The sequence below is a fragment of the Sphingopyxis microcysteis genome (assembly GCF_012274265.1).
Lineage (GTDB): Bacteria > Pseudomonadota > Alphaproteobacteria > Sphingomonadales > Sphingomonadaceae > Sphingopyxis > Sphingopyxis microcysteis.
Genome location: NZ_JAANYY010000002.1, coordinates 748,157 through 770,682 on the forward strand (window position 1 = coordinate 748,157; position 22,526 = coordinate 770,682).

General features: G+C 65.2%; 24 protein-coding genes and 2 tRNA genes. 16 read left to right on the forward strand and 10 right to left on the reverse strand.

The features are described from left to right. The first annotated feature begins 35 nt into the window (after positions 1–35). From G9408_RS03570 to G9408_RS03610, 9 genes are all read left to right on the forward strand, one after another. The gene (locus G9408_RS03570; RefSeq protein WP_168452714.1) at positions 36–1,349 is read left to right on the forward strand and encodes a pyruvate dehydrogenase complex dihydrolipoamide acetyltransferase; all 1,314 of its coding nucleotides are present in this window, start codon (positions 36–38) and stop codon (positions 1,347–1,349) included. 66 nt (positions 1,350–1,415) lie between these two features. Then, positions 1,416–1,844 carry an endonuclease domain-containing protein gene (locus G9408_RS03575; protein WP_168452715.1) on the forward strand — a complete coding sequence of 143 codons (429 nt, stop codon included), beginning with the start codon at positions 1,416–1,418 and terminating at the stop codon, positions 1,842–1,844. Beyond that, the gene (gene lpdA / locus G9408_RS03580) at positions 1,837–3,234 is read left to right on the forward strand and encodes a dihydrolipoyl dehydrogenase (protein WP_168452716.1); all 1,398 of its coding nucleotides are present in this window, start codon (positions 1,837–1,839) and stop codon (positions 3,232–3,234) included. Before G9408_RS03575 ends, lpdA begins: the two co-directional genes overlap by 8 nt. A gap of 27 nt (positions 3,235–3,261) precedes the next feature. Further along, positions 3,262–3,864: a hypothetical protein gene (locus G9408_RS03585; protein WP_168452717.1), complete on the forward strand. Its 603-nt coding sequence runs from the start codon at positions 3,262–3,264 to the stop codon at positions 3,862–3,864. A 2-nt stretch (positions 3,865–3,866) separates the two neighbouring features. After that, positions 3,867–4,505, forward strand: a complete 639-nt coding sequence (locus tag G9408_RS03590) for a phosphatase PAP2 family protein (protein ID WP_235957547.1) — start codon at positions 3,867–3,869, stop codon at positions 4,503–4,505. Positions 4,506–4,549: 44 nt separating this feature from the next. Beyond that, the gene (locus G9408_RS03595; protein ID WP_168452719.1) at positions 4,550–4,849 is read left to right on the forward strand and encodes a hypothetical protein; all 300 of its coding nucleotides are present in this window, start codon (positions 4,550–4,552) and stop codon (positions 4,847–4,849) included. Positions 4,850–4,897: 48 nt separating this feature from the next. Then, complete coding sequence (locus tag G9408_RS03600) at positions 4,898–5,818, forward strand: aminotransferase class IV (protein ID WP_168452720.1); 921 nt, start codon at positions 4,898–4,900, stop codon at positions 5,816–5,818. A gap of 102 nt (positions 5,819–5,920) precedes the next feature. Beyond that, positions 5,921–6,679 carry a sulfotransferase gene (locus G9408_RS03605; RefSeq protein ID WP_235957450.1) on the forward strand — a complete coding sequence of 253 codons (759 nt, stop codon included), beginning with the start codon at positions 5,921–5,923 and terminating at the stop codon, positions 6,677–6,679. A gap of 54 nt (positions 6,680–6,733) precedes the next feature. Next, entirely contained in the window at positions 6,734–8,059 is a 1,326-nt protein-coding gene (locus G9408_RS03610) for a Xaa-Pro dipeptidase (RefSeq protein ID WP_168452721.1), read from the forward strand. A gap of 125 nt (positions 8,060–8,184) precedes the next feature. Here the strand turns inward: G9408_RS03610 and G9408_RS03615 are convergent, their stop codons facing one another. Together G9408_RS03615 and G9408_RS03620 are read right to left on the reverse strand one after the other, a co-directional pair. Next, positions 8,185–8,973, reverse strand: a complete 789-nt coding sequence (locus tag G9408_RS03615) for a tyrosine-protein phosphatase (RefSeq protein WP_235957451.1) — start codon at positions 8,971–8,973, stop codon at positions 8,185–8,187. Beyond that, positions 8,970–9,773, reverse strand: coding sequence for a crotonase/enoyl-CoA hydratase family protein (locus tag G9408_RS03620; protein ID WP_168452722.1), 804 nt, complete (start codon positions 9,771–9,773; stop codon positions 8,970–8,972). The genes G9408_RS03615 and G9408_RS03620 overlap by 4 nt, the downstream gene beginning before the upstream one ends. A 50-nt stretch (positions 9,774–9,823) precedes the next feature. Between G9408_RS03620 and G9408_RS03625 the strand changes: the two genes are divergently transcribed. Together G9408_RS03625 and G9408_RS03630 are read left to right on the forward strand one after the other, a co-directional pair. Next, the gene (locus G9408_RS03625; protein WP_168452723.1) at positions 9,824–10,963 is read left to right on the forward strand and encodes an acyl-CoA dehydrogenase family protein; all 1,140 of its coding nucleotides are present in this window, start codon (positions 9,824–9,826) and stop codon (positions 10,961–10,963) included. Continuing rightward, complete coding sequence (locus tag G9408_RS03630) at positions 10,960–11,655, forward strand: acyl-CoA dehydrogenase family protein (RefSeq protein WP_168452724.1); 696 nt, start codon at positions 10,960–10,962, stop codon at positions 11,653–11,655. The genes G9408_RS03625 and G9408_RS03630 overlap by 4 nt, the downstream gene beginning before the upstream one ends. 114 nt (positions 11,656–11,769) lie before the next feature. On the opposite strand, the gene G9408_RS03635 is transcribed toward G9408_RS03630, so the two are convergent. From G9408_RS03635 to G9408_RS03655, 5 genes are all read right to left on the reverse strand, one after another. Next, a complete protein-coding gene (locus tag G9408_RS03635) occupies positions 11,770–12,900 on the reverse strand; it encodes a CaiB/BaiF CoA transferase family protein (protein ID WP_168452725.1) in 1,131 nt (376 codons plus the stop codon). 3 nt (positions 12,901–12,903) lie between these two features. Further along, positions 12,904–14,154, reverse strand: coding sequence for an acetyl-CoA C-acetyltransferase (locus G9408_RS03640; protein WP_168452726.1), 1,251 nt, complete (start codon positions 14,152–14,154; stop codon positions 12,904–12,906). A 118-nt stretch (positions 14,155–14,272) separates the two neighbouring features. Then, positions 14,273–15,055: an SDR family NAD(P)-dependent oxidoreductase gene (locus tag G9408_RS03645; protein WP_168452727.1), complete on the reverse strand. Its 783-nt coding sequence runs from the start codon at positions 15,053–15,055 to the stop codon at positions 14,273–14,275. 10 nt (positions 15,056–15,065) lie between these two features. After that, entirely contained in the window at positions 15,066–16,271 is a 1,206-nt protein-coding gene (locus tag G9408_RS03650; protein ID WP_168452728.1) for an acyl-CoA dehydrogenase family protein, read from the reverse strand. Continuing rightward, a complete protein-coding gene (locus G9408_RS03655; protein ID WP_168452729.1) occupies positions 16,268–17,362 on the reverse strand; it encodes an acyl-CoA dehydrogenase family protein in 1,095 nt (364 codons plus the stop codon). The genes G9408_RS03650 and G9408_RS03655 overlap by 4 nt, the downstream gene beginning before the upstream one ends. Before the next feature lie 131 nt (positions 17,363–17,493). Here G9408_RS03655 and G9408_RS03660 point away from each other — a divergent pair, with 131 nt between their 5' ends. Both G9408_RS03660 and G9408_RS03665 read left to right on the forward strand, forming a co-directional pair. Next, complete coding sequence (locus tag G9408_RS03660) at positions 17,494–18,474, forward strand: NAD(P)H-dependent flavin oxidoreductase (RefSeq protein WP_168452730.1); 981 nt, start codon at positions 17,494–17,496, stop codon at positions 18,472–18,474. Positions 18,475–18,583: 109 nt separating this feature from the next. Next, complete coding sequence (locus tag G9408_RS03665; protein ID WP_168452731.1) at positions 18,584–19,675, forward strand: flavin reductase; 1,092 nt, start codon at positions 18,584–18,586, stop codon at positions 19,673–19,675. 26 nt (positions 19,676–19,701) lie between these two features. Here the strand turns inward: G9408_RS03665 and G9408_RS03670 are convergent. Beyond that, a tRNA-Ser gene (locus tag G9408_RS03670) sits at positions 19,702–19,792 on the reverse strand. A gap of 73 nt (positions 19,793–19,865) precedes the next feature. Here G9408_RS03670 and G9408_RS03675 point away from each other — a divergent pair. Next, positions 19,866–20,876: a peptidylprolyl isomerase gene (locus G9408_RS03675; RefSeq protein WP_168452732.1), complete on the forward strand. Its 1,011-nt coding sequence runs from the start codon at positions 19,866–19,868 to the stop codon at positions 20,874–20,876. Between the two features lie 102 nt (positions 20,877–20,978). After that, positions 20,979–21,293, forward strand: a complete 315-nt coding sequence (locus tag G9408_RS03680; RefSeq protein ID WP_210423170.1) for a DUF1905 domain-containing protein — start codon at positions 20,979–20,981, stop codon at positions 21,291–21,293. Here the strand turns inward: G9408_RS03680 and G9408_RS03685 are convergent. Then, complete coding sequence (locus G9408_RS03685; protein WP_168452733.1) at positions 21,283–21,423, reverse strand: hypothetical protein; 141 nt, start codon at positions 21,421–21,423, stop codon at positions 21,283–21,285. The two genes, G9408_RS03680 and G9408_RS03685, sit on opposite strands and share 11 nt — an antisense overlap. Before the next feature lie 106 nt (positions 21,424–21,529). On the opposite strand from G9408_RS03685, the gene G9408_RS03690 reads away from it, so the two are divergent. Next, a tRNA-Thr gene (locus tag G9408_RS03690) sits at positions 21,530–21,604 on the forward strand. 6 nt (positions 21,605–21,610) lie between these two features. Here the strand turns inward: G9408_RS03690 and G9408_RS03695 are convergent. Further along, positions 21,611–22,489, reverse strand: coding sequence for a LysR substrate-binding domain-containing protein (locus G9408_RS03695; protein ID WP_120216408.1), 879 nt, complete (start codon positions 22,487–22,489; stop codon positions 21,611–21,613). Positions 22,490–22,526 lie beyond the last annotated feature (37 nt).

Sequence of the window (22,526 nt, forward strand, 5' to 3'; positions counted from 1 at the left end):
CTTGGCCTGCAAGACTGACAGGGACACGCCTAGACATGCCAATCGAACTCAAGATGCCCGCCCTCTCGCCGACGATGGAGGAGGGCACGCTCGCCAAATGGCTGGTGAAGGAGGGCGATGAGGTCAAATCGGGCGACCTGCTGGCCGAGATCGAGACCGACAAGGCGACGATGGAGTTCGAAGCGGTCGACGAGGGCGTGGTCAGCCAGATTCTGGTCGCCGAGGGGACCGACGGGGTGAAGGTCGGTACCGTGATTGCGGTAATTACGGGCGAGGGTGACGATGCCGGGAGCGCGAAGGCGGCTCCGGCGCCTGCCGTTGCTCCCACCCCTGAACCCGTTCGCGCTGAGCCTGTCGAAGCGCCGTCCTCATCTTCTCCGGCGGCCGCGGTGAAGGACGGTCCTTCGACAAGCTCAGGACAAACGGAAAAAGGCGATCGCATCAAAGCCAGCCCGCTCGCCAAGCGCCTTGCCGCCGAACGGGGCATCGATCTCAAGGGGGTGACCGGCACCGGCCCGGGCGGCCGCATCGTCAAGGCCGACCTCGAAGGCGCGCCCGCAGGCGCCGCGGCATCCGCTCCCGTCGCCCCCGCGCAGGCGGCGGGCGCTGTCGGCACGGCGCCTGCTCCGGCGCCGGCTGGCCCGATCCCCGATTTCGGCATTCCGCACGAGGACGAAAAGCTCAGCGGCATGCGCAAGACGATCGCGCGCCGCCTGACCCAGTCGATGCAGGAAGCGCCGCACATTTACCTCACCGTCGACATCCGCCTCGACGCGCTGCTCAAGCTCCGCGGCGAGCTCAACGCCAGCCTCGAAAGCCGCGGCGTCAAGCTCAGCGTCAATGACATGCTGATCAAGGCGCTCGCGGTCGCACTCGAACGCGTGCCCGCCTGCAATGTCAGCTTCGGCGGCGATGTGATGCGCAAATACAGCCGCGCCGACATCTCGGTCGCGGTGAGCATCCCGGGCGGGCTGATCACCCCGATCATCACCGACGCGGGCGGCAAGTCGATGTCGAAAATCTCGACCGAAATGGCCGAGCTCGCGGCGAAGGCGAAGGAAGGCAAGCTCCAGCCGCATGAATATCAGGGCGGCACCGCCTCGATCTCGAACATGGGCATGATGGGGATCAAGCAATTCACCGCGGTGATCAATCCGCCGCAGGCGATGATCATGGCGATCGGCGCGGGCGAGAAGCGGCCCTACATCGTCGACGACGCGCTCGCGATCGCCACGGTCATGTCGGCGACCGGCAGCTTTGACCACCGCGCGATCGACGGGGCGGATGGCGCGCTACTGATGAAGACCTTCAAGGAACTGGTCGAGAACCCGCTGGGGCTGGTGGCTTGATGGACCCCTCTCCCTTCAAGGGAGAGGGAGGGGCCCGCGCGCGTCAGCGCGTGGGAGGGTGAGGGTGTGACGGCAGGCTATTCGAAGCAGACGCTGGAACGTGCCAAATCGCTGCGCCGCTCGCTCACCGAACAAGAGAAGAAGTTATGGGGTGCCCTGCGCGATCGGCGGCTCGGCGGTTTCAAATTTCGTAAGCAGCAGCCGATTGGACCGTTTATCGCTGATTTCGTCTGTCAGGAACGACGTCTGATCGTCGAGTTGGATGGATCGCAGCACGCTGAATCGCAGGCCGATGCGCGTCGGGACGTTTTCCTCGATGACAAGGGTTATCGTGTGCTCCGCATCTGGAACAATGAAGTGACTGGAAACATGTCCGGAGTATTGGCGGCGATCTTGGCCGCGCTTTCGGACCCTCACCCTCCCATTGCTGCGCAATGGGCCCCTCCCTCTCCCTTGAAGGGAGAGGGGATTGATAATGGAGCGAATCTTGGCTGACACCTCATACGACCTCATCGTCCTCGGCTCCGGCCCCGGCGGCTATGTTGCCGCGATCCGCGCGGCGCAGCTCGGCCTCAAGACCGCGATTGTCGAGCGCGAGCTGCTTGGCGGCATCTGCCTCAACTGGGGGTGCATTCCCACCAAGGCGCTGCTGCGGTCGGCCGAGATCTATCACTACATGCAGCACGCGGGCGCCTATGGGCTGAAAGCCGCCGAGATCAGCGCCGATATCGGTGCGGTGGTGAAACGCTCGCGCGGGGTGGCGAAGCAGCTCAATCAGGGCGTTACGCACCTGATGAAGAAGCACAAGATCACCGTCCATATGGGCGAGGGCAAGCTGACGGCGCCGGGCAAGCTGGAGGTCAAGGGCGAGAAGGGAACCGAAACCCTCACCGCCAAGAACATCATCGTCGCCACCGGCGCCCGCGCCCGCGACCTGCCGTTCGCGCCCGCCGACGGCAAGCGCATCTGGACCTATCGCCATGCGCTGGTGCCGCCTGAAATGCCCAAGAAATTGCTCGTCATCGGATCGGGCGCGATCGGGATCGAATTTGCGAGCTTCTACAAGGATATGGGCGCCGAAGTGACCGTGGTCGAAATGCTCGACCGGCTCGTCCCCGTCGAGGATGCCGATGTGTCGGCCTTCCTTGAAAAGGCATTGAAGAAACAGGGCATGACGATCCACACCGGTGCCGGGGTCGAGGAGCTGAAGGCCACCGCGACCGGAGTCTCCGCCAAGATCAAGGGCAAGGACGGCAAGGTCGAATCGGCCGAGTTCAGCCATGCGATCGTCGCGATCGGCATCGTCCCGAATACCGAGAATATCGGGCTGGAAGCGCTCGGCGTGAAGACGACCAAGGGCCATATCGACACCGACGCGATGTGCCGCACCAACGTCCCCGGCCTGTGGGCGATCGGCGACGTCACCGCGCCGCCGTGGCTTGCGCACAAGGCGATGCACGAATCGATCATCGCGGTCGAGGCGATCGCGGGCAACCATCCGCACGCGATGGACGTGCGCAACATCCCCGGCTGCACCTATTGCCGCCCGCAAATCGCCAGCGTCGGGCTGACCGAGGCGAAGGCGAAGGAGCTGGGCTATGAGGTCAAGGCGGGTACCTTCCCGTTCATCGGCAACGGCAAGGCGATTGCGCTGGGCGAGGCCGAGGGCTTCACCAAGACCGTGTTCGACGCAAAAACTGGCGAACTGCTCGGCGCGCACATGATCGGCGCCGAGGTCACCGAGCTCATTCAGGGCTATACGATCGGCAAGACCGCCGAGCTGGTCGAGGATGACTTCATCGGCACCGTCTTCCCGCATCCGACGCTCAGCGAGACGATGCACGAGGGCGTGCTGGCGGCTTTCGGGCGGCCGCTGCACATCTGATCGCGCGCCGCGATCCGGCACCACCGCGTGAACCCGTCGATCCTGCATTTTTCCCGCGCGGGCAATTTGGGGAAGGCGCTGCTGTTTGCGGCGTTCGCGGCCGCGGCGTTCGCGCTGGCGTGGATCGAACATGCCGAGCGTATCGCGCCGTCGCCGACCATCGGGCTGCCGGGCCTGGAATTTCCCGCGCCCGCCCATCGGGACGACGACCTGCTCGGATCGCTGCAAATCCCGTTCCTGTTACTGCTGGGCAGCGCCAGCCTGTTCTATGTCGGGCGGTTCGGCGCGCGCGTCGTGCGCGGCGGGGGTGCGGCGCGGATCGAGGGCCATGCGCTCTATCTTCATGCAAGCTACGGCGCGGCGAGCCCGGTACCGGTGGCCGATATTGCCGAGGTGATTGTTGACCGCGCCGATCGCCTGCCGGGTGAGGGTGGCGGCGGAGCGGCGCGGATCGGCGCGCGTTTGCGGCACGGGCTATACCTTCGCTACCGTAGCGAAGGCGGCGACCGGGAGGTGCGATTGTTCGACAATGACGTCGAGGGCGGAGTCGATCAATTGCGGCGCTTTGCCGGACAATTGGACGCATGGCGCCGGTCGGGCGCGCGCATGACAAGGGAGACGGGCCGGTGAACATGACGGTGCGGCAGGCGCCGACGATTGCGGCGCTGATGCTGATGGTGATGATCCTGCTGGGCTTTGCGGTCGGCGCGGGATGGACCGAAGGCATCGATCGGGCGGTTTCCGCCGCGCTCGCGCTGCGCGTCGAGGCGGTCGATCCGGCGCTGGTGACGTTCATGCAGGCGGTGAGCTGGATCGGCGGCGGCATTCCGCGCTGGGTCATCGTCATCCTGCTTTGCGGGCTCGTCTGGCATTGGTGCGGGCCGCGCTGCGCGGTGGCGCTGGGCGGGGCGTCGCTGCTCGCCAATCTGGCGTCGAGCCTGCTCAAGCTCAGCTTTGGTCGCGCGCGGCCCGATGTCATCGATCACCTCGATCATCAGACGAGCTTTGCCTACCCCAGCGGGCATGCGACGAGCGCGGCGGTGGTTTATCTGCTGCTTGCCTGGCTGGCGCCGCCGCGTTGGCGCACCGCGGCCTGGACGCTCGCGGTCGCGATGATTTTTCTCAACGCTTTTTCGCGCATCATGCTCGGCGTCCATTGGGCGAGCGACATCGTCGGCGGGACGTTGCTCGGCACGGCGTTTGCGCTGACGGCGGCGTGGTGGGTCGCGCGTGGCCGCCTGAACGGCGGCGGCGCACTAAGGGAATCGTAAACTGTCGCTGCTATTGCGCTCCGCTGAATAGTGGGAGCTTCGGCATGGACATTTCCCCTTGGATCATTTTGGTCGTGGTCGGCGTGTTGTTGATCGCGCTGCCCTTGATCATCAAGAATCTGGGTACGGCTGCTGGCGCCCACGGTGGTGCGGATATGGGTTTCGAGGCCAGGCTGAAACCGGGCGAGGTTCTGGTCGAACCCGAGTTCGATCCCGATGCCGCCTTTGCCAATTATATGCGCAAGCGCGAGGCCGGGCTGGTCGGCGACGTGTCGGTCGATGCCGACGACGCGGCGTCCCAAATGTCGACGCACCCCGCCAGCTTTGGCCGCAAGGCGATTTAGCAGCCGCTTCGCTCTCGACAGCCGCGCACGAGCGGCTACCAAGGGGGCATGGCCCAAGGCACGCATGACTTCGTCCCCGATCCGCGCAACGACGCGATCCTGATCAACATCAACGGCACGCTGGTGCCACGTGCACAGGCCAGCGTGTCGGTGTTCGACAGCGGCTTCATGCTGGGCGACGGGGTGTGGGAAGGGATTCGCGTCCACAAAGGGCGCATGGCGTTCCTCGACCAGCATCTCGACCGCCTGTGGGAAGGGGCCAAGGCGATCGCGATGGACATCGGGATCAGCCGCGACGCGCTCACGCAGCGGCTTTACGACACCATTGACGCGAACCGCATGGACGCCTGTCATATCCGGCTGATGGTCACGCGCGGCATCCGCTCGACTCCGTATCAGGACCCCCGCGTCGTCATCTCGCCCGCGACGATCGTCATCATCGCCGAGCATAAGGATCCGCTCCCCTCGACGGTCGAAAAAGGCCTGTCGCTGTTCACCGTGCATGTGCGCCGCGGCGATCCGGCGGTGCAGGATCCGAAGCTCAATTCGCACTCGAAGCTCAACTGCATCACCGCCTGTATCCAGGCGGCACAGGCGGGCGCCGACGAGGCGTTGATGCTCGATCCGCACGGCTTTGTCGCGACGTGCAATTCGACGCACTTCTTCATCGTCCGCAAGGGCGAGGTGTGGACGTCGAGCGGCGATTATTGCCTTGCCGGGATCACGCGCAGCAATGTCATCCGCATCTGCCGCGAGAATGATATTCCCGTGTTCGAGAAGAATTTCTCGCTGACCGAGGTCCACGGCGCCGACGAGGCCTTTGTGACCGGCACCTTTGCCGGAGTGGTTCCGGCGCATACGATCGACGGCCGCAAGCTTACCGACGGTCGCGGGCCGATGGTCGAGCGGCTGCAAGGGCTGTACAAGGCGTTGATCGAGCGGGATATTGCGGGCGCGCTCGATGGATAGGCGGCCCTTCCAATCCCGTTCGTGTCGAGCGAAGTCGAGACACGTCTGGCGCCAGCGTGTCTCGACTTCGCTCGACACGAACGGAAGAAGGAAAGCGGCGCGATGACGATCCGCATCGCCCCGAGCGGGGAGCCGCTCAAGATCGCAATGTGGTCGGGACCGCGCAACCTGTCGACCGCGATGATGCGCAGCTTCGGCAGCCGCGCCGACAGCTTCGTCACCGACGAGCCCTTTTACGGCGCCTATCTGAGGGCAACCGGCGACCCGCAGCCGATGGCCGACGAGGTTATGGCGTCGATGGACTGCGACTGGCACGGCGTGGCGCGCAGCATGACCGGCGCGTGCCCGACCGGCGCGCCGATCTGGTACCAGAAGCATATGGCGCACCACATGGTCGGGCCGATCGCGCATCACGACCTGCCGGGCCTGCGCCACGCTTTCCTGATCCGCGATCCCGCGCGCGTCGTTGCGAGCTATGCCGCCAAGCGCGTCGCGGTGCGCCCCGACCATCTCGGCACCGACAAGCAGGTCGAATTTTTCGATCGCGAGGCCGATCGGCTGGGCCACGCGCCGCCGGTGATCGACAGCGCCGACATCTTGCGCGATCCGGCGACGATGCTGCAGAAATTGTGCGCGGCGCTGGGCATTGCATGGGATCCGGCAATGTTGTCGTGGAAGCCGGGGCTTCACGCCACCGACGGCATTTGGGCAAGCCATTGGTATGATGCGGTCGCGGCGAGTACCGGCTTTGGCGCGCCGGACAAACCGCAACCCGAACTGACCCCGGAGGCGCAAAGCGTCGCCGACGCCTGCCGTCCCGATTATCAGTATCTTGCGCAGCACAAGATTTCGCTGTCCTAATTTTATTGCCTTTGCCATCAAGGTACCGGGCAACAGAAGCGGGCGGATCAAACTATGGAATCGCGAGTAAAGTTCGGCAGTTTTCTGCGGGGAATCACGTTGGGCTCGGCGGCGCTTTTTGCGGTCTCCACGGCGGCGCAGGCGCCTGCGGGGCAGACCGTCATCACCGCTGCCCGTTATGTCGATGTGCTGTCCGGCAAGACGGTCGAACATCCCGCGATCTTCGTCGGCGCCGACGGGCGGATCACCAACATCGCCGATGCGCGCACGGTGCGCTGGGGCAGCGACGTCAAGCATATCGACCTGGGGCAAAAGACGCTGCTGCCCGGGCTGATCGACATGCACGTCCATCTCGACGGTCCTGCCGACATCGGCGGTTATCGCGGGCTGGAGTTCACCGACAGTTTCTGGGGCATGACTGCGGTCAAAAATGCCCGCGACATGCTCGACGCCGGCTTCACGACGGTACGCAACGTCGGCGCTGGCGACCGCAACGACATCGGGCTGAAGCAGGCCATCGACGCTGGCTACGCCACCGGGCCGCGCATCGTCCCTGCGGGTTATGCGCTCGGCGCGACCGGCGGGCACTGCGACAGCACTTTCCTGCCGCCCAGCCTGGAGAAAGCGGACGGCAAGGAAGAGGGGATCGGCGATAATCCCGAAGAACTGCGCTATCAGGTGCGGCGCCAGCGCAAATATGGCGCCGAGGTGATCAAGGTGTGCGCGACGGGCGGCGTCTTTTCGCGCAACACCGAACCGGGGCAGTTGCAGGTGCCCGAGAACGAGCTGCGCGCGATTGCCGACGAGGCGCATCAATGGGGCTTGCGGGTCGCTGCGCACGCGCATGGCGGCGCGGGCATCCGCGCCGCGATTGCGGCGGGGATCGACACGATCGAACATGCCAGCCTGGTCGACGACGAGGGCATCCGCATGGCGGTCGCCCGCAAGCAGCCGGTGTGGTTCGCGATGGACATCTTCAACACCGAATATACGCAGGCCGAAGGTGCCAAGAACGGCGTGCTCGAGGATAATCTGCGCAAGGACCGCGAGATCGCCCAGATCCAGCGCGACAATTTCCGCAAGGCGCACCGCGCCGGGGTGCGGATGGTGTTCGCGTCGGACGCGGGGGTGATGCCGCACAGCCAGGTCGGCGGCCAGTTCCGCGTCATGGTCGAATATGGGATGACGCCGATGCAAGCGATCCAGGCGGCGACGAAAAACGCCGCCGAGGCGCTGGGGCGCGAAAAGGACGTCGGGGCGATCGCGGTGGGGCGTTATGCCGACATCGTCGGGGTCGACGGCGATCCGCTGGCGGACGTGCGCCAGCTGGAAAGCGTCGATGCGGTGGTCAAGGGCGGGGTGCTGGTGAAGGGGGAGTAGCCTCTAAGCTGAGGGGCAACCTCCAACCTGTCGTCATCCCGGCGAAGGCCGGGATCTCACCCTATCGTTATGATGCACCGGCGAGATCCCGGCCTTCGCCGGGATGACGGGTAAAGTTGCGGATTTCAATAAACCACCAGCTTGTCCACGATCGCATCGCGCATGTCGGGGGTGAAGTTCAGCACCGCTTCGGCATAGCTCGGCACGTCGCCATGGTCGCGGCGGACGGTGGCCAACGCGGCGTCGAGGAAGATCGGGTTCACCGACATCAAGGTGCGGATCGCATCGTCGTGGATGTCGGCGTTATACCGCGCGCGGATCACATCGCCGCCTTGTGCAATGCGTTCCTCGATCTTGCCCGCGCTGTTGGTGAGCAGATAATCGTGCATCAGATCGTCCTCATGGACGCCGAGCAACCGGTGGACGATCGCGACGGCAAAGCCGGTCCGGTCCTTGCCCGCGACGCAATGGACCAGGCTCGGCGCGTCATATTCGGCAAGCGCGGCGAGGTAGAGCCGCAATGTGGCGACGAGCACCGGGCGGTATGGCATCCCGGCATAGGTATCGATCATCCGCGCCCGCGCCGTTTCGTTGTCGATTGCCCCTTGGGCCGCCTGCAGATGCGGGGCGAGGCCCGCCGTATTGCCGTCGGCGAACAGCACCCGCGCCGAAAAGCCTTCGGGTCGCTTGCAGGGATGCGCGGCGCGCTCGTCGTCGCCGCGCAGGTCGATGATCGTTTCGATCCCCAGCCTGTCGATCGCCGCCAGATCGTCGTCGCTCGCATCCTGATGATGCGCCGAGCGCCACAGCATCCCGCTGCGCAGTCGCCCGCCGCCCTCCACCGCATAGCCGCCATAGTCGCGGAAATTGTGGATGCCCGACAACGGCAGGACACGCTCGGCAATCATGGTCATTCTCCCGTAAACACCGGCGGGCGCTTTTCGACAAAGGCGTTGATCGCCTCCCGATTGTCGGCCGTCTCGTGGACAATCGCCTGATAGGCAGCGCTGAGCTCCAAAATGTCGCTCATCCGGCTATGCTGCGCCTCGCGCAGCAACCTTTTGGTGAGGCGCAGCGCGCGCGGCGGATTGCACACGATCCGTTCGGCAATCGCCACGGCGCGATCGAGCAGGTCCGCGTCGGGGACGACGTCCGTGACCAGACCATATTCCTTTGCCTGCTGCGCGTCAAAGCGATCGCCGGTCAGGAACAGTTCGGCGGCGCGCGGATAGCCGAGGATCTTTTGCAGCAGCCATGCTCCGCCGTCGCCGGGAACGATCCCGACCTTGATGAAGCTGCACGCAAATTTGGCGCTTTCGACGGCGATACGGATGTCGCAGGTACAGGCAAGGTCGGCACCGAGCCCGATCGCGTGGCCGTTGACCGCGGCGATCATCGGCACTTCGCAGTCCATCAGCGCGCGGATCACCGCCTGCACCCCCTTGCGGTAGTTGGCGCGGGTGGAGTCGGGCTGGTCGAGCACCCCGATGCCGGTGCGATCCTGCATGCCTTTGAGGTTGCCGCCGGCGCTGAACGCCTTCCCGCTGCCGGTCAGGATGATCGCGCTGACGCTGCGGTCGTCGCCAAGGGCGCGCAGCGTGTCGATGATGTCCTGGCAGTCTTCATGGGTGCCGATCGCGTTCATGCTTTCGGGCTTGATCATCGTCAGGATCGCAATCTTGCCCCGCCGCTCGACACTCAAAAACTCGCCCATGTGAAAATCCTTTTGCTGCTCGGGAAAAGCTATTGCATGGCTGACGGGACATGCAAGGCTTTGCGCTCTATCCCTTCGATCCACCCGGCGACGTCGCGGCACTGCGCGCCGAATTGCGGGCATGGCTCGCGGTGAACCAGCCGCAGGGCGACATCGTCGCGCGCGCCAATTGCTGGGCGAGCTTCGATGCCGATTTCAGCCGCGCGCTCGGCGCGGCGGGCTACGTCGGGATGACCTTGCCGAAACAATATGGCGGCGGCGACCGCCATCCACTGGAACGCTATGTCGTGATCGAGGAATTGCTTGCCGCCGGTGCGCCGGTCGGGGCGCACTGGATTGCCGATCGGCAGACCGGGCCGCTGATCCTGCGCTATGGCAGCGAGGACCAGCGCCAGCGCTATTTGCCGGGGATTGCGAAGGGCGAGCTTTATGCGTGCATCGGGCTGTCCGAACCGGGGGCAGGGTCCGATTTGGCGGCGGTGCGGACCACGGCGCGCGAAACCGCCGAGGGCTGGCGGATCAACGGGCAGAAGATCTGGACCACCGGCGCCCATTTCTCGCACATCATGCTGGCGCTGGTGCGTACCGAAGAGGGCAGCGAGCGCAACGCGGGATTGAGCCAGCTGCTGATCGACCTCGACACGCCCGGCATCACGATCCGTCCGATCATCGACATGGCGGGTAACCACGACTTCAACGAGGTGTTTTTCGACGATGTGCTGGTGCCGCATGGCACGCTGGTCGGGATGCGGGGGCAGGGGTGGCAGCAAGTCACCGCCGAACTCGGGCTCGAACGGTCGGGGCCGGAGCGATACTTGTCCAGCCAAGCGCTGCTCGCCGCGCTGATCGATGCGGCGGGCGCCGAACCCGACCCGGCGGTCGCGGTGCTGATCGGCGAACTCACTGCCGAGATGTGGACGCTGCGCCAATTGTCTATGTCGACCGCGGCGAAGCTGGCGGCGGGCGAGGATCCGATGGTCGAGGCGTCGGTCGTCAAGGAATTGGGCAATGCGTTCGAGCAGGATATGCCGCGGCGGGTACAGGCGATCGTTGATTGTCCGTGGGGCGATCCGGGCGACCTTGGCCGATTGCTCCGCGCGTTGCTGATCGCATCGCCCAGCTTTTCGCTGCGCGGCGGTACGCGCGAGGTGATCCGCGGGATCATCGCACGCGGATTAGGCCTGCGATGAGCGCGGCGCGCGAAATGCTGTGCGATACCGCGCGGGCGGTGTTTGCCGAGGCCGCCACCGCAGGGATAGCGCCGGTCGAGGAGGCCGGGTTTGCCCTGCTGCTCGTGCCCGAAGGCGATGGCGGTTTCGGCGGCGACTGGGGCGACGTGAATGCGGTGTTGCAGATCGCTGGCGTCGCCGTCCCCGATCTGCCTGTCGCTGCGCTGATCGCCGGCGAGGCGCTGCAGCCCGCCGCGATCGTCAGCCTGATGGCGGGGGCGATGGGGAAGGCGCTGGCGCTGTCGATCGAGCATGTGAACACCCGCCAGCAATTCGGACGGCCGCTGGGCAAGTTCCAGGCGGTGCAGCAATCGCTGGCGGTGATAGCGTGCGAAGTGCGCGCGGTCGAGGCGGCGGCGGCGGCGCTGGCGGCGCGGCTGGATGCGGTGGAGCTCGATGCCGCCGCGGCGGATTTCGAGATTGCCGCGGCGAAGTTGCGCGCCAACCGGGCGGTCGGGGTGGTGACCGCGATCGCGCATCAGGTGCATGGCGCGATCGGCTTTACCGCCGAATATGAGCTGAACCGCGTGACGATCCCGCTGATGCGCTGGCGCGGAGAGCATGGCAATGATGCTTATTGGGCGGCGAAGCTGGGGCGGCAGGTCGCGGGGTTTGGCGGGCGCGGGTTGTGGGAAGCGCTGACGGCACGGTAAGCCTGATTTGTACCACGCGGTCATCACCGCAGCCCTGAGCCTGTCGAAGGGCGCCTATCCGAGAAGCGCCCTTCGACAGGCTCAGGGCTACGGTTCAGATTGAACGAGCATCCACTACCGAACCGCACCACCATCGCGGAGCGCCGCGATCTTGACCGCATCATAACCAAGCCCCGCCAGCACCGCATCGCCGTCGGCGCCGACTGCCGGAGCTGCGCGCGGGGTGTCGTTGACTGTCGCCGAATAGCGCGGCGCGGGAGCGGGCTGGACCGCGCCGCCGACCTCCAGAAACGTCTCACGCGCGACATTGTGCGGATGCTGGGGCGCTTCGCCCAGCGACAGGATCGGCGCGAAGCAGACGTCGGTCATCTCCATGATCGTGCACCATTCGTCGCGCGTCTTGGTCTTGAACAACGCCGTCAGCTTGTTCTTCAGCACCGGCCATTTCGACGGATCGAGCTGCGCATCGAAATCGGGATCGTCGGCAAGGCCAGTCTTTTCGCGCAGCAGTGCATAGAATTGCGGTTCGATCGACCCGATCGAGATGAATTTGCCATCGGCGCAGACATAGCTGTCATAGAAATGCGCCGCGCCGTCGAGCAGGTTGACGCCTGCTTCGTCCTTCAGCCGTCCCATTGCCTTGAAACCCCAGGTCATGCCCGCGAGCAGCGCCGAGCCGTCGGTCATCGCACAGTCGATCACCTGGCCCTCGCCGGTGCGCGCGGCATGGACGAGTGCGCTCGCCATGCCGAACGCCAGCATCATCCCGCCGCCGCCGAAATCGCCGACATAATTGACCGGCGGGACCGGCTTTTCGCCCGCGCGCCCGATGCCGTGTAGGACGCCCGAGAGTGCGATATAGTTGATGTCGTGACCTGCGGCTTGGGAGTAGGGGCCGAACTGCCCCCAACCGGTCATACGGCCGTAGATCAGCCGCGGATTGTCGGCGAGCAGCACGTCGGGCCCGAGCCCGAGCCGCTCCATCACACCGGGACGATACCCCTCGATGATCCCGTCGGCGCTTTTGCAAAGATCGCGCGCAATTGCGACCGCGTCGGGGTTCTTCATGTCGAGCGCGATCGAGGTGCGATTGCGGCTCAATGGATCGCGCGGGTCCATGAAGCCGCCGGGGCGGTCGATGCGGATCACTTCGGCGCCATGGTCGGCAAGCATCATGCCGCAAAAGGGACCGGGACCGATCCCGGCGAATTCGATGATCCGGATGCCTTGAAGCGGTCCCGTCATGCCTCAGATCCGTTCGATGATGATTGCGGGCGCCATGCCGCCCGCGGCGCACATGGTGACAAGGCCGTAACGGCCGCCCGAGCGTTCGAGTTCGTCGAGCGCGGTGCCGATCAGGATCGAACCGGTGGCGCCGATCGGGTGGCCGAGCGCCATCGCGCCGCCGTTGATGTTGACCTTATCGCGGTCGAGATCGAGGTCGCGGATGAATTTTTCGGCGACCACGGCAAAAGCTTCGTTGATTTCCCAGACGTCGATGTCGTCCTTGGTCAGTCCAGCCTTTTCGAGCACCTTTTTCGCGGCGGGGACAGGGGCGTTTAGCATCAGCGTCGGATCGTCGCCGATATTGGCATAGGCGACGACGCGCGCGCGGGGTTTCAGGCCGTGCTTGTCGGCATAGTCTTTGGACGCAAGCAGGATCGCGGCGGCGCCGTCGACGACCCCCGACGAGTTGCCGGCATGATGGAAATGCTGGATTTTGACGTCGGGATAGCGGCGGTTGATCTGCTTACGGAAGGTGAAACCGCCGCCAAGGTCGAAATCGGCGAGCCCGGTGAAGGCGGGCTTGAGCGACGCCAGTCCTTCGGCGGTGGTTTCGGGCCGCGGGAATTCTTCGTGGTCGAGCGCGACGCTGCCGTCGGGGTTGAGCACGGGGACGACCGATTTGGCAAAACGGCCTTCCTTGATCGCGCGGTCGGCGCGTTGCTGGCTGACGAGCGCGAGCGCGTCGAGTGCCTCGCGGCTGATTCCCTCGATCGTTGCGATCGCGTCGCCGCAGACGCCCTGATGCGATTGCGGGTGGAGTTCGTCGAGCGCTTCGTGGCCCGACCCCATCAGGCGTGGCGGCAGGCCGGCGTTGGCCTGTTCGGCGGCGAAGGCGCTGGTGTAGCTCATCATCTCGGTGCCGCCCGCTATGACACAATCTTCCATGCCGCTCATCACCGTGGCAGCGGCGAGATTGACCGACGTGATGCCCCCGCCGCAGAAGCGGTCAAGCGTCGTCCCCGAAGCCTTGGTGTCATAACCCGCCGACAGCGCCGCCATCCGGCCGAGGTCGCCGCCCTGCTTGCCATTCTGGCTCGACGTCGACCAGATGATGTCGTCGACCGTCCCGGTGTTGAGATTGTTGCGCTCCTTGATCGCCTTCAGCACGGTCGCGGCGAGATGCTGGGGATGGAGGTGCGACAGCGCGCCTTTGCCGGGCTTGCCAACTCCGCGCGGGGTACGGACGGCGTCGATGATATAGGCTTCGGGCATGGAAGTGTCCTTTCAGAAGGAAATTATTGGAACATCATGATTTGGGGATTTGCTGACCTCTACCCCGTTCGTGTCTCGATTTCGCTCGACACGAACGGAAAGGGGACGGTGTCATATCTCAACGGGGGGCCATGCGGATCGCGCCGTCGAGGCGGACAGCCTGGCCATTGAAATAGGTGTTGCGGATCATTTCCATCGCGAGGCTGGCATATTCCTCGGCCTTGCCGAGCCGCTTGGGGAAGGGGACCGACGCTTCGAGGCTTTCCTTCACCTTGGGGTTCATATTGTTGAGCAAAGGCGTGCCGAACACGCCCGGCATGATCGAATTGACGCGGATGCCAAGGTCCATCAAGTCGCGCGCCATCGGCAGAACGAGGCCGTTTACCCCGGCTTTCGCCGAGCCATAGATGACCTGCCCGATCTGGCCATCCTGCGCCGCGACCGAGGCGGTGAGGATGATCGCGCCGCGCTCGCCATCCTCCAGTTCGGGCAGGGTGGCCATGCCTTCGGCGGCGATCGAAGCGACGCGGTAGCTGGCGGTCAGGATGCCCTCGACGCCAAAGGCATAATCCTCGGTGGGCGTCCGGCGATAGCCGCCCTTTTCCTTGTCATAGGCGAGCGTCTTGCCGCGCCGCGACGTCATCGCGCAGTGGACGCAGACGCGCTCCTGACCGTGCGCGGCGCGCGCTTTTGCATAACCGTCGAGCACCGATTGCTCGTCGGTGATGTCGACATGGACGAACAGCCCGCCGATCGCCGCGGCGACCTCTTCACCGAGCGCGTCGTTGATATCGAAGATCGTGACCTTGACCCCTGCCGCCGCCAGTGCTTCGGCGGTGGCGCGGCCAAGTCCCGAAGCGCCGCCGGTAACGACGGCCGATGTGGTGGAATCGAATTTCATGCGCGCCTCCTCAGGCCGGAATCTGGTTGAACGGGATGCCCTTGTCGGGGCGGTGGTCCTGCGGCAGGCCGAGCACCTTTTCGGCAATCGTGTTGAGCAACGTCTCGTCCGACCCGCCGGCGATGCGGCCTGTCGGGGCGTTGATCCAGCTCGATGCCCAATCTTCCTTTTGCGAGGCATGTGCGTCGAAGGCGAAGCCGTCCGTGCCCTGCAGGTCGATCGCGAGTTCGGAGAGTTTCTGGCGCGAGCGCACCGCGACCAGCTTGTTGAGCGATCCTTCGGCGCCGGGAATCATACCCGCCTGCATCATCAGGCGCGCACGGACGTTGATCGAATCGAGCCCCGAGCGCATCGCATAGTTGCGCGCAATCTGTTGGCGGATGCGGCCGTCCTCGATCGCGGGCTTGCCGCCCAGCAGCGTGTCTTTGGCGAGGTCGACGAACAGGTCGAGATGCGGACCAAAACCCGCGCTGTCGGTCGCAACATAGCGCTCGATCATCAGCGTGGTGATCGCGACCGCAAAGCCGCCCCCTACAGGCGACATGCGGTGATCGTCGCTGATCTTCACATCGTCGAAGAACACCTCGTTGACGTGGCTGTCGCCGCCCGCAAGCTTGATCGGGCGCACGGTCACCCCCGGCGCTTTCATGTCGACCCAGAAGTAGGTCAGGCCTTTATGCTTGGGCACGGTCGGGTCGGTGCGCACTACGATAACGCCATAGTCGCTGTAATGCGCCCAGCTGGTCCACACTTTTTGGCCGTTGATCTTCCAACCATTGCCGTCGGGTTCGGCGCGCGTGCGCAGGCCCGCGAGGTCCGAGCCGCCCGAGGGCTCGGAAAACAGCTGGCACCAGATTTCCTCGCCCTGCAGCGCCTTCAGCACGCGTTCTTTGACAAATTCCTTGTCGCTGCCGAACTGCATCAGCACCGGCACCGGCATGCCAAGCGAGATGCCGAAGTAGAAGTTCGGGAAGCCGTGCTTCATCTCTTCGGCGTCGAACGTGACCTTTTCGAGATGGGTCAGCCCCTGGCCGCCATATTCGGTCGGCCAGTTGATCCCGGCATAGCCCGCGTCGAACTTCGCCTTTTGATAACGGCGCCCGAGCGCGAGGTCGTCGGCTTCCGACAGACCCTTGCGCGCCTCGCGGCCAAAGGTCGGTGCGACCGATTCGAGCCAGGCGGCCGCCTTGGCGCGATAGGTTTCGAGATCGCTCATGCCGCTTCTCCTGCCAGACGGTCGACCAGCACATCCTCCCAGAACAGGCTGCTGCCCTGTTCGATCGCGAGGCTGCGCGCGCGGCGCATATGGAGGTGCAGGCCGAGCTCCCACGTCACGCCGATGCCGCCGTGGATCTGTATGCAGTCGCGCGCCGCGGTGTCATAGGCTTCGGTCGCCGACAGCCGCGCGGCGGCCGCGGCGGTGATGAAATCGGGCTGGCCTTCGCGGGCGGCGGCGTGGATGCAATTGGCGCGGGCGAGTTCGACCAGCCCATAGAGTTCGGCAATACGGTGCTTCACCGACTGAAAGGCGCCGATCGGCTGGCCAAAGGCGCGGCGGGTGAGCGCATAGTCGCGGGCGATTTCCATCAGCACTTCGGCGCCGCCGGTCTGCTCATGCGCCGTCACCACGGCTTGCAGGGCGAGGACGTGGAGCGCGGCATCGCGCGCCGCATGGCCGACCGCCAGGGTTTCCGCGGGTGTGCCCGCAAAGTGCAGGTCGGCGAGGCAACGGCTGTTGTCGAAGCTCGCAACCGCCGATCGTTCGACCCCCGCAAGCTCGACCAGCGTGAGCGCGGGCATTCCGGGACCGTTGGCCAGCACGATCGCGATGTCGGCGGCCAGCCCACCCGAAACCGCGCTGGCAACCCCGACGAGCAAATCGCCGGTGAGCGTCACGTCGGGCTGACCGGGCAGCGCATCGGGGCCAGCGGCAAAGGCAATCGCGCCGATCGCCTCGCCCGACGCCAGCCCGGGCAGCCACCGGGCCTTTTGCGCGTCGGTGCCATAGATTTCGATGGCCTTGGCGGCCCCGAAATTAGACGTCAGAAAGGGTGCGCCGCTGAGCGATCGGCCCGCCTGATGCGCGATCAGCCCAAGTTCGACCAATCCAAGCCCTAGGCCGCCCTGTGCTTCCGGAAGCGCCAGCGCGGTCCAGCCCTGCTCCTTTGCCGTGTCCCAGAAGGAGCGATGATAATCGCCGACCGATTCGAGCAGTGGCAGCAAGTCGTCTTTGCTGACGCGCGCTTCGAGTACCCGCCGTGATTCGGTCGCGATGGCCTGTTGGCCTTCGTCGTAAAGGATCGTCATGACCGCATTTGTCCCGCTCCCATATATCTTGTCTTGCCAATGAACCGGACGTTGACGTAAACGTCAAGTCAATTCCGGCGCGGCGGCGACGTAGCGTCATTTGCCGCGACCAAAATGGGGAAGGACAGGCCATGGCTTTCAAGACACGCATCACCGACATGCTGGAGATCGAACATCCGATCGTTCAGGGAGGGATGCAGAGCGTCGGCTACGCCGAACTCGCCAGCGCGGTTTCGAATGCCGGGGGGCTCGGGATTATCACGGCGCTAACGCAGTCCAGCCCGGAAGCGCTGCGCGCCGAGATCGAGCGCTGCCGCGCGATGACCGACAAACCGTTCGGGGTGAACATGACCGTGTTCCCGACGATCAACGCCCCCGATTACAAGGCCTATGCGCAGGCGATCATCGACGGCGGGGTCAAGATCGTCGAGACCGCGGGGACGCAGGCGGTGCGCGAAATCTGGGAGATGCTGAAACCGCATGGTGTCACCATCCTCCACAAATGCACCGCGGTGCGCCACGCGCTGTCCGCTGAGCGCGCGGGCTGCGACATCATTTCGATCGACGGTTTCGAATGCGCGGGGCATCCGGGCGAGGACGATATTCCGGGGCTGATCCTGATCCCCGCCGCTGCCGACAAGGTGAAGATCCCGATGCTGGCGTCGGGCGGCTTTGGCGACGGGCGCGGCCTGGTCGCGGCGCTGTCGCTGGGCGCCGAGGGGATCAACATGGGCACGCGCTTCTGCGCGACGGTCGAGGCGCCGATCCATAACAATGTGAAGCAGGCCTATATCGACAATGACGAGCGCGGCAGCTTCCTGATCTTCCGCAGCCTCAAGAATACCGCGCGCGTCGGCAAGAGCGCGGTGAGCGAAGAGGTGGTGCGCCGTCTTGCCCAGCCCGATGCGACCTTTGCCGACGTCGCCGAACTGGTGAATGGAAAGGCGGGGCGCGAACTGCTCGAAACCGGCGACCTCAGCAAGGGTGTGTTCTGGGCCGGTATGGTGCAGGGGCTGATCCACGACATCCCGACCTGTCAGCAACTGATCGACCGCATCATCGCCGAGGCCGACGCGATCGTCGATCAGCGACTGGCATCGATGCGGCGTTAGGCCGATATGCTGGCGCGCCGCGCGGGCTTTCGATATGATCCGATTCTTCGCAATCTGATCATTTCGTTGCCCACGGCGTTATCGCCCGCCGGTGCGCCAGGGGGGATGTTTGAGCCTCATCGAATATAAGGGTTTTGGCGGCGTTCCGCTGTCCGCCGATGTGCTGGGCGACGACAACGACCCTGTGGTCCTGCTGATCCCCGACATCGGGCAGCCGCGCAGCGCATGGCGCGCGGTCGCCGAAGGCCTGGTGTTGTCGGGGCGGCGCGTGGTCAATCTTGACCTGCGCGCGCCCGGCGGCGTCGACCAACTCGCCGCCCATGTCGAAGACTTGCGGCTGGTCCTCGCGCAAATGGGGTCGCGCCCGGTGGTGGTTGCCGCGCGACATGGCGGCTGGATCGCGACGCGCGCGCTGGCGACCGACGGCATTTTGCTCGCGGGCGGGCTGGTGCTCGTCGATATGCCCGACGATGCTGACGCGGTGGCCAGCGGTATCGCGGCGCGGCAGGCGCTGCCGACGCTGGTGGTGCGCGGCGGCTTTGCCGCGGTGCCGGGGGGCGCCGGGGGCGATGCCTTCCAAGCCGCGCTGCCGATCGGCGAACGGGCCGATATCGACGATAGCGATCTGGCGCTGGGCACCGACCGGACCGAGGCGCTGCTCGGACAGTTGCTCGAATTTCTCGAACGCCGCCAGCCACGCGAGGCGACCGAGTTTCAGGCGGGATCGGACCCGCGGACGCTGCGCGATGCGATGGGTTGCTTTGCCACCGGCGTGACGATCGTCACCGCGCTTGATGCGGACGGGGCGCCGGTCGGATTGACCGCGAACAGCTTCACCTCGGTGTCGCTTGACCCGCCGCTCTTGCTCGTGTGCATCGCCAATTCGGCAGGCACGGCGCCGTCGTTGCGCGAGGCGGGGCATTTCGGGGTCAACGTCCTCCAGATTGGCCAGCAGCCCGCATCGAACCGCTTTGCCACCCGCGGCGAGGATCGCTTTGCGAATCTGCCGTGGGCGCCGGGGCAGACCGGCGTCCCACTGCTCGGCAGCTCACTGGTGTCATTCGAATGCCAGCGCGAATCGCTGCACGAGGCGGGCGATCATTTTATCCTGGTCGGCCGCGTCGTGCGCGCGCAGTTCGAACCGCACCGCGATCCGTTGCTCTATTTCCGCGGCAAATACCGCCGCCTGCATTTCGCTTGAGGTTGATGGTCGGACCGGACGGTCGATGGCGGAGCGGGAGGGATTCGAACCCTCGATGGGCTTTTGACCCATACTCACTTTCCAGGCGAGCGCCTTCGACCACTCGGCCACCGCTCCGCATGCTTGGAAGGGGCGCCCTAGTCGCTGGGCAGGGCTTTCGCAAGTCGGTTGAGCATGGCACACAGGTGGGATGAGACATCTGCTTCTGGCCGCCGCTGCCGCTTCGCTCGCCCTTCCGGTCACCGCGCAGGAACCCGCGCCAATCCCGTCGCCGGGAGAGATCGCGGCGGCGGCACCCGCGAGCGACTGGATCGCGATCGCGCCTTCCGACCTGTTGGTGATGGACCTGGCGCCCGACACCAACAGCAAGCCGCGCCGCGTCATCATCCAGCTGATGCCCGCGCCGTTCAGCCAGGGGTGGATCGGGAACATCCGCAAGCTCGCCGCCGCGCATTGGTGGGACGGGACGAGCGTTAACCGGGTGCAAGACAATTATGTCGTGCAATGGGGCGATGCGACCGAAAAGAAGGCGTTGCCGGAGGGGTTGGAGATGGTGTCGGAGAGCACATATGTGACTTCCGATCCAGCAAGCGGGCATACCACCGTGGATGGCAAGCCGGGGATCCGCCTATCGAGGGCCGAGGCGGAACGGCGGGCGAAGCATTTTGAACGGTCGGTAGATATTTTTGACGGCGCGTCGATGGCTGACGCCTATGCGCCGACCGTGATGTTCGAATCCGGATGGCCGATCGGCTATTCCAATGCGTCCGTGCCAGATAGCCGTTGGCCTCTTCATTGCTACGGCATGGTCGGTGTAGGCCGCAACATGTCGCCCGACACGGGCACGGGCGCCGAACTCTACACCGTCATCGGCCACGCCCCGCGCCATCTCGACCAGAATATAGCGCTCGTCGGCCGCGTGATTAGCGGGATCGAGCATCTGTCGAGTTTGCCACGCGGCACCGGTGCGCTGGGCTTTTATGAAACCGAGGCTGAGCGGGTGCCGATCGCCTCAGTCCGGATCGCTACCGAACTGCCCGAGGCCGATCAGCCGCACTTCGAATATCTTTCGACCGAAAGCGACAGCTTCGCACGCTATGCCGACGCCCGCGCCAATCGCCGCGATCCGTTTTTTATCAAGCCCGCGGGCGGGGCCGACATCTGCAATATCCCGGTGCCAGTTCGCGCGGTCGTAAAGTGACAATTCTCAGCCGCTCGCATCGAGCGAAGTCGAGATGCCTTGGGATAAAGTGCTCGGGCCAAATGTCTCGACTTCGCGCGACACGAACGGATTGAGGGCGAGTTGGAAAGTTTCACCGTCACCACCCCGCTGTGGCGCTGGCAGTCCGCGACCGCCCCCGCGGCGTGGTTCTTTGTCACGATCACGGGCGATGCCGCCGATGGCATCCGGATCGCCGCGATCAGCGGCCAGTGGCTAGATGGGCGCAAGGGATTCGGATCGGCGCGGGTCGATGTGACGATCGGCGCCACAAGCTGGCAGACATCGGTGTTCCCGCACAAGGAAAGCGGCAGCTGGCTGCTCCCCGTCAAGGCCGCGGTGCGCAAGGCCGAGGGATTGGCCGAGGGCGATTTGGTGCGGGTGACGGTCAGTCTTTAGCCTGGGTGTCCGCTCTCGTTTCGCGCGCCTGCGCCTTGCGCTTGCGCAAATTCTCGCGCAGCGCCTCGGCCAGACGGCGTTCGCGTTCGATATCGGCGGGGGAGGGGGCTTTGCTCACCTTCACGGCCATGCCCCCGAAATTGCCCCATCGTCAACCCTGGCACCTTGACAGGCGCGGGACGCCCCGCCATAGGCCGCGCCTGCCCACCGAACAGAGGTTCGCCGGGCGCCCGGTTGCTGCTGTAGCTCAGTGGTAGAGCGCGTCATTGGTAATGACGAGGTCGACAGTTCAATCCTGTCCAGCAGCACCATTTTCCTTAAATCTTCGCCGCCAGCAACCAGTCGTGGAACAGCTTGACCGCGGGCTGGCGCAGCGCGCGCGGGCGGCAGACGAACCAATAGCTGTACGGGCTGTCGACGTCGAAATCGAACAGGCGGACCAGTCGCGGATCGTTGGCATCGTCGAGATGATGGCCGTGCATGAACGCAATGCCGATGCCCTGCGCCGCCGCCTCGAGCATCAGCGGTCCCGAATCGAAATAGTCGATTCCCGCAGGTTCCAGATAGGGCATGCCGATCGCCTTTTTCCATTCGGTGAAGGTTTCCGGCATCTCGCGGTGGAGCAGCACGGTCATGCGCTGCAATTGTTCGGGAACGGCGATGGCGCGATTCCCGTCGGTCAGCGTTCGTGCAGCGATCGGGAACACCTTGTCCTGATCGAGCCGCGCCGCATAAAGCGCAGGGTCGATCGAGCGGGCTAGCGCGATCGCGGCATCGATGCCGTCGCCCAGCCGTGCTTCGGCATGCGACATCGTGTCGATGTCGATGTGCAGTTCGGGATGTTCGCGGCGCAGTTCGGGCAAGCGCGGGAACAGGCGTTGCTGCGCAAAGAGCGGCAGCACGTTGAGATGCAGACGCAGCGACGCGTCGGGACTGCCGACTTGGCCGATCACGGTGCGCAATTCGTCGAGGATTGGCGCCAGCTGACCCTGCAGCGCGCGCCCCGCCTCGGTCAGGCTGAGCCCATGGTGATGGCGGTTGAACAGCGGTCGCCCGACGGCGTGTTCGAGCGTCTGGATGCGCCGCGACAGCGCAGGCATCGACAGGCCAAGTTCGATCGCGGCGGCCTTGACGGTGCCGTGGCGCGCGACCTCCAGAAAGGCTTCCATGCTGCTGAGGGGAGGAAGGCGGGGCATATCGGGCGCCGATGATACATGCCGCCGCGCGATGTGC

What these genes read in the sequence shown, in the direction of transcription:
- G9408_RS03645 (WP_168452727.1), bottom strand. Translation starts at nt 15,055, where the DNA reads ATGAAATTCGATTCCACCACATCGGCCGTCGTTACCGGCGGCGCTTCG.
- G9408_RS03640 (WP_168452726.1), bottom strand. Translation starts at nt 14,154, where the DNA reads ATGCCCGAAGCCTATATCATCGACGCCGTCCGTACCCCGCGCGGAGTT.
- G9408_RS03635 (WP_168452725.1), bottom strand. Translation starts at nt 12,900, where the DNA reads ATGACGGGACCGCTTCAAGGCATCCGGATCATCGAATTCGCCGGGATC.
- G9408_RS03695 (WP_120216408.1), bottom strand. Translation starts at nt 22,489, where the DNA reads ATGCCCCGCCTTCCTCCCCTCAGCAGCATGGAAGCCTTTCTGGAGGTC.
- G9408_RS03625 (WP_168452723.1), top strand. Translation starts at nt 9,824, where the DNA reads ATGCAAGGCTTTGCGCTCTATCCCTTCGATCCACCCGGCGACGTCGCG.
- G9408_RS03615 (WP_235957451.1), bottom strand. Translation starts at nt 8,973, where the DNA reads ATGACCATGATTGCCGAGCGTGTCCTGCCGTTGTCGGGCATCCACAAT.
- G9408_RS03660 (WP_168452730.1), top strand. Translation starts at nt 17,494, where the DNA reads ATGGCTTTCAAGACACGCATCACCGACATGCTGGAGATCGAACATCCG.
- G9408_RS03570 (WP_168452714.1), top strand. Translation starts at nt 36, where the DNA reads ATGCCAATCGAACTCAAGATGCCCGCCCTCTCGCCGACGATGGAGGAG.
- G9408_RS03630 (WP_168452724.1), top strand. Translation starts at nt 10,960, where the DNA reads ATGAGCGCGGCGCGCGAAATGCTGTGCGATACCGCGCGGGCGGTGTTT.
- G9408_RS03610 (WP_168452721.1), top strand. Translation starts at nt 6,734, where the DNA reads ATGGAATCGCGAGTAAAGTTCGGCAGTTTTCTGCGGGGAATCACGTTG.
- G9408_RS03685 (WP_168452733.1), bottom strand. Translation starts at nt 21,423, where the DNA reads ATGGCCGTGAAGGTGAGCAAAGCCCCCTCCCCCGCCGATATCGAACGC.
- G9408_RS03620 (WP_168452722.1), bottom strand. Translation starts at nt 9,773, where the DNA reads ATGGGCGAGTTTTTGAGTGTCGAGCGGCGGGGCAAGATTGCGATCCTG.
- G9408_RS03595 (WP_168452719.1), top strand. Translation starts at nt 4,550, where the DNA reads ATGGACATTTCCCCTTGGATCATTTTGGTCGTGGTCGGCGTGTTGTTG.
- G9408_RS03650 (WP_168452728.1), bottom strand. Translation starts at nt 16,271, where the DNA reads ATGAGCGATCTCGAAACCTATCGCGCCAAGGCGGCCGCCTGGCTCGAA.
- G9408_RS03655 (WP_168452729.1), bottom strand. Translation starts at nt 17,362, where the DNA reads ATGACGATCCTTTACGACGAAGGCCAACAGGCCATCGCGACCGAATCA.
- G9408_RS03675 (WP_168452732.1), top strand. Translation starts at nt 19,866, where the DNA reads ATGAGACATCTGCTTCTGGCCGCCGCTGCCGCTTCGCTCGCCCTTCCG.
- G9408_RS03600 (WP_168452720.1), top strand. Translation starts at nt 4,898, where the DNA reads ATGGCCCAAGGCACGCATGACTTCGTCCCCGATCCGCGCAACGACGCG.
- G9408_RS03605 (WP_235957450.1), top strand. Translation starts at nt 5,921, where the DNA reads ATGACGATCCGCATCGCCCCGAGCGGGGAGCCGCTCAAGATCGCAATG.
- G9408_RS03590 (WP_235957547.1), top strand. Translation starts at nt 3,867, where the DNA reads ATGACGGTGCGGCAGGCGCCGACGATTGCGGCGCTGATGCTGATGGTG.